Origin of the sequence: Myxococcus sp. CA033, from assembly GCF_013336625.1 — a bacterium.
Classification (GTDB): Bacteria; Myxococcota; Myxococcia; order Myxococcales; family Myxococcaceae; genus Myxococcus; species Myxococcus llanfairpwllgwyngyllgogerychwyrndrobwllllantysiliogogogochensis.
Window position 1 is genome coordinate 1 of record NZ_JABUMU010000051.1, and the last position, 5,751, is coordinate 5,751.

1 protein-coding gene is annotated in these 5,751 nt (G+C 69.7%); it reads left to right on the forward strand.

Annotation, left to right across the window (positions count from 1 at the left end):
- The coding region (locus HUA78_RS45495; RefSeq protein ID WP_174479100.1) for a non-ribosomal peptide synthetase at positions 1-5,751 on the forward strand (5,751 nt) is incomplete at both ends.

Genomic DNA, 5,751 nt, shown 5'->3' on the forward strand with positions numbered 1-5,751 from the left:
CGGCCGGGCCGCAGGACGGTGAGGAGAAGAGTCCGCTCGAGCCGATGCAGGTGGACAGCGGCACGGCCAAGTTCGACCTGTCCCTGCTCTGCGGTGACTTCGGCGACGACATCGGCGGCCTGCTCGAATTCAACACCGACCTGTTCGACCGAAGCACCGCGGAGCGGATGGGCGCGCATCTGCTGCGCCTGCTGAAGTCCGCGGTGAACAACCCGGGTCAGTCGCTGTGGCGCCTGCCCCTGCTCGATGAGCAGGAGCGTCACCAGTCCCTCGTCTCCTGGAATGACACGTCACGCGAGTCTCACGCCGTCACGACGCTGCACGGCCCCTTCGAGGCCCAGGCGCTCCGCACGCCCGACGCTATCGCCCTCTCCGATGGCTCGCGCTCGCTCACCTACGCCGCCCTCGATGCACGCGCCAATCAGCTCGCCCACCACCTCGCCTCTCGCGGCGTGATTCCTGGCGGCGCCGTCGGCATCTGCCTCGACAAGTCCCTCGACATGGCCGTCGCCGTCCTCGCCACCCTCAAGGCCGGTGCGTCGTACCTCCCGCTCGACCCGAACTACCCCGCAGAGCGCCTCGCCTTCATGCTCGAGGACTCCGCGGCGCCTGTCGTCCTCTCGCACTCCGCCCTGCGCGCGGTGCTTCCTTCGTCGCGAGCACGACTCGTTCTGCTGGATGAGCAGGCCGAGTCGCTGGCGGCACTGCCCGAGCACGCGCCAGACGTCTCCGTCTCGACCGAGTCTCCGGCGTACATCATCTACACCTCCGGCAGCACCGGACGGCCCAAGGGCGTCGCGCTGCCACACCGCGCGCTGAGCCACTTGCTGACGTGGCAGTTGCGCCAGTCCGAAAAGCCGTCGGCCACGACGCTCCAGTTCGCGTCGCTCAGCTTCGACGTCTCCTGCCAGGAGCTGTTCTCCACCTGGTGGGCGGGCGGCACCCTCGTGCTTCCCACCGGAGGACTGCGCCAGGACATCCCCGCGCTGCTCGACTTCATGCAGCAGCAGCGAGTCGAGCGGCTCTTCCTGCCCTTCGTCGCGCTCCAGGCCATCGCGGATGCCGTCTCTCACGGCGCCACCCTGCCCACCGCCCTGCGCGAAGTCGTGACGGCCGGGGAGCAGCTCCAGGTCACTCCCGCGCTCATCGCGCTGTTCGAGAAGCTGCCGGGCTGCATCCTGGAGAATCAGTACGGCCCCTCCGAGACGCACGTCGTCTCCGCCCACCGGCTCCAGGGCGCACCCTCCTCCTGGCCCCGCCTTCCGTCGATCGGCGGGCCGCTGCCGCACACCCAGCTCTTCGTGCTGGATGCGTTGGGCCAGCCGACGCCCATCGGCGTGCCGGGCGAGCTCTTCATCGGCGGCGCGCACCTGGCCCTCGGCTATGCGGGCAGGCCCGAGCTGACGGCGGAGAAATTCGTTCCCCATCCCTTCAGCACCACGCCCGGCGCTCGCGTCTACCGCACGGGTGACTCGGCGCGCTGGAAGGCGGACGGCACCGTCGAGTTCCTCGGTCGCCTCGATGGACAGGTGAAGCTGCGAGGCTTCCGCGTCGAGCTGGGTGAAGTCGAGGCCGCGCTGCGCGCAATCCCCGGCATCCGCGACGCCGCCGCGACGGTCCGTGAGGACGCCCCCGGCCTCAAGCGCCTCGTCGGCTACTTCGTCCCCGTGTCCGCGTCGGAGCCCCCGAGCGCGGAGAACCTGCGGACCCTCCTGCTCCAGCACCTGCCCGAGTACATGGTGCCCACGGCCTTCGTCTCGCTGGAGACGCTCCCGCTGACGCCCAGCGGCAAGCTCGCGCGGCGCATGTTGCCCGCGCCCGACCTGGGTGCGCAGGAGCGCGAGGCCCCATTCATCGCGCCCAGGACACCCCAGGAAGAGAAGCTGGCCAAGGTGTTCTCCGGCGTCCTGCACCTGCCACGCGTGAGCGTCACGGACAACTTCTTCGCGCTCGGTGGTCACTCGCTGCTCGCCACCCAGGTCATCTCGCGCATCCGGTCCGCCTTCGCCGTCGAGCTTCCGCTGCGCGCGCTCTTCGAGGCGCCCACCGTCGCCGCGCTCGCGGCCCGCATCGAAGACGAGGGGCAGGGAGAGACGCAGGCGCTCGCGCCGCCCATCGTCCCCGTGTCGCGCGAAGGCCTGGTGCCCCTGTCCTTCGCGCAGCTCCGGCTCTGGTTCATCGATCAGTTCCAGCCCGGCGGGGCCGCGTACCACATGCCGTCCTTCGTGCGCCTGGAAGGGCCGCTCGACACGGCGGCGCTCCAGCGTTCCTTCGACGAGCTGGTGCGGCGTCACGAGGCGCTGCGCACCACCTTCTTCCAGCAGGACGACCAGCCCTACCAGCGCATCGCCCCCCACGGCGAGCTACCCCTGGTGCGCGTGGACCTGCGGAGCCTGGAGCCCTCCACCGCTCGCGAGGAAGTGAAGCGACTGCTCCTCGAGGAGCTGGCTCGTCCCTTCAACCTCTCCACGGGACCGCTCATCCGCGCGCAGCTCCTGGAGCTGTCGCCTACCGAGCACGTGCTCGCGCTCAACATGCATCACATCGTCTCCGACGGTTGGTCCATGGGCGTGCTCGTCCAGGAAGTCGCCGCGCTCTACGACGCCTTCGCCCACGGTAGGCCGTCACCGCTTTCGCCCCTCGCCATCCAGTACGCCGACTACGCCGTCTGGCAGCGCGATTGGTTCCAGGGTGCGGTGCTCGAACGGCAGCTCACCTTCTGGCGCAACCAGCTCTCCGGCGTCGTGCCACTGGAGCTGGCCACCGACAAGCCGCGTCCTCCGGTCATGACCTCGCGCGGCGGCAACGTCGGCGTGTTCCTGCCCGCCTCCACCGCCGAGAAGCTCAAGGCGCTGTGCCAGCAGGAGGGCGCCACGCCGTTCATGGCGCTGCTCGCCGCGTGGCAGTTGCTCCTCTCGCGCTACTCGGGCCAGGACGACCTCACCGTCGGTTCGCCTATCGCGGGTCGCCAGCGCTCGGAGCTCGAAGGCCTCATCGGATTCTTCGTCAACACGCTGGTCTTCCGGGCGCGCATCGACGGACAGGCTTCGTTCCAGCACCTGTTGCGACAGGTGAAGGAGACCGCGCTCGGCGCCTACGCTCATCAGGACGTGCCCTTCGAGCGACTGGTCGAGGTGCTCCAGCCGGCCCGTGACTTGAGCCGCAGTCCGCTGTTCCAGGTCCTCTTCTCCCTCCAGAACACGCCCGCCTCCGCCATCCAGAAGCAGGCGCTGACCATCAGCCCCGTGGACGTCGACGGCGTCACGTCCAAGTTCGAGCTCAACCTCAACCTCGTGGAGCTGCCGGAGGGCTACGCGGGCTCGCTCGGCTACAACTCAGACCTGTTCGAGCACGCCACCGTCGAGCGACTCGCCCTTCACTACACCACGCTCGTCGAAGCACTCGTCTCGCGGCCCCAAATCCCCGTCGCGTCCTGCTCGCTGCTCACCGAGCAGGAGCAGCGGCAGGTCCTGCTCGATTGGAACGAGACGGGCACGGACGTCGCCACCGAACCCTTCGTCCATCGACTCGTCGAGCAGCAGGCCCGCCTCACGCCCGAGGCCCTCGCCGTCCTCTCCGATGACGAAGCGCTCTCCTTCACGCAGCTCAACCAGCGCGCCGACCAGCTCGCCCGGGTGCTGTGCTCGCGAGGGGTGCGCCCTGGCGACTTCGTTGCGCTGCTCACGCATCGCACGCCCCAGCTCCCCGTCGCCCTGCTCGCCATCCTCAAGGCGGGTGCCGCCTACCTCCCGCTGTCTCCCGACTACCCGCGTGAGCGCCTCGCGTTCATGCTGCGCGACAGCGGGGCTCGCCTCGTGCTGTCCCAGGAGGCGCTCGTCTCGCTCCTGCCCGACGGACTCGACATCCTCTGCCTCGACTCCGCCTCGCACGCGGAGGAGCTCGCGCGCACACCGTCTGAGCCTCTCCTGTCGAAGCCGGAGCCCGACGCTCCCGCATACGTCATCTACACCTCGGGCTCCACGGGACAGCCCAAGGGCGTGCTCATTCCCCACCGCGCGCTCGCCAATCACATGGCCTGGTTCCTCCAGGTCTTCCCGCTCACCGCGCGGGACAGGGTGCTGCTCAAGACGCCGCTCGCCTTCGACGCGTCCGTCTGGGAGTGCTGGGCTCCGCTCCTCGCGGGTGCGCCGCTCGTGCTCGCGCCCACTGACGCCCACCGCGATGCGGCGCTGCTGCTCGACTGCGTCGTCCGGCAGGGCATCACCGTCCTCCAACTCGTCCCGTCCCTGCTGCGCTTCGTCCTCGACGAGCCCTCACTGGCTCGCGCCACGTCCCTGAGGTGGCTGTTCTGCGGAGGTGAGGCGCTCTCCGCCTCGCTCGCGTCCCTCGCCCGCGAGCGGCTCCCTCAGGCGCGGCTCGTCAATCTCTACGGCCCCACCGAAGTCACCATCGATTCGACCTACACCGTCGTCGATGCCGTCACGTCGGGCGTCTCCATTCCCATCGGTCGTCCCGTCGCCAACACACGCGCCTATGTGCTCGACGACACCCTGCGGCCCGTCCCGCCGGGTGTCCCAGGGGAGCTGTACCTGGGCGGTGCGCAGGTGGCCCTGGGCTACCTCGGCAGGCCCGCGCTCACCGCGGAGCGCTTCATCCCGGACCCTTTCGCCGCCACGCCTGGAGCGCGCCTGTACCGCACCGGTGACAAGGTCCGGTGGCTCGCGGAAGGGCGACTGGAGTACCTGGGCCGCACCGACTTCCAGGTGAAGCTGCGCGGTCTGCGCATCGAGCTGGGCGAGATTGAAGCCGCCCTCCGCGCGCAACCGGGCGTGCGTGACAGCATCGTCCTCGTGCGCGAGGACGTCCCTGGCCAGCACCGCCTCGTCGCCTATCTCGTCTCCGCGCCGCTCGATACGGACACGCTGCTCGCCGCACTGCGCGAGCGGCTGCCCGAGTACATGCTGCCCACGGTCTTCATGCGCCTGGACGCGCTGCCGCTGACGCCCAACGGCAAGGTCGACCGGCAGGCCCTACCCGTCCCCGAGCAGGGCACGGAGGACAGCCTCTTCGTCGCGCCTCGCAGTGCCATCGAGGAGACGCTGTCGGCCATCTGGGCCGAAGTGCTTCAGCTCGACAAGGTCAGCGTCACCGCCAACTTCTTCGCGCTCGGCGGCCACTCCCTGCTCGCCACGCAGGTCGTCTCACGCGTGCGCAGGACGCTCGACGTGGAGCTGCCTCTCCGCGCGCTGTTCGAGACCCCCACCATCGCCGCGCTCGCCACCCGCCTTGGCGAGGATGGAGGAACGTCCCCGCGCGCCCGCGCGCCCGCCATCGTTCCCGTGCCGCGCACGGGCGACCTCCCGTTGTCCTTCGCACAGCAGCGCCTGTGGCTCATCGACCAGCTCGAGCCCGGAAGCTCCACCTACAACATTCCCCTCGCCCTGCTCCTGCAAGGGCCGCTCGAGGTGGACGCGCTCCAGGGCGCCTTCACGTCGCTCGTCGAGCGCCACGAATCCCTGCGCACCACATTCGTGACGCGCGACGGAGAGCCGCGTCAGCACATCCACGCCCCCAAGCCCATGCTTGTCACGGTGAGGGAGCTGGAGTCCCTCCCGGAAGATACGAAGCTCGTCGAGGCCCGGCGACTGGTGAGCGAGGAGGCCTCACGGCCCTTCGACCTGGAGCACGGCCCCATCTTCCGCGTGCTCCTGCTGCGACTGGACGCACAGCGCCATGTCCTCGTCGGGACGGTCCATCACATCGCCTCCGACGGCTGGTCCACGGGAATCC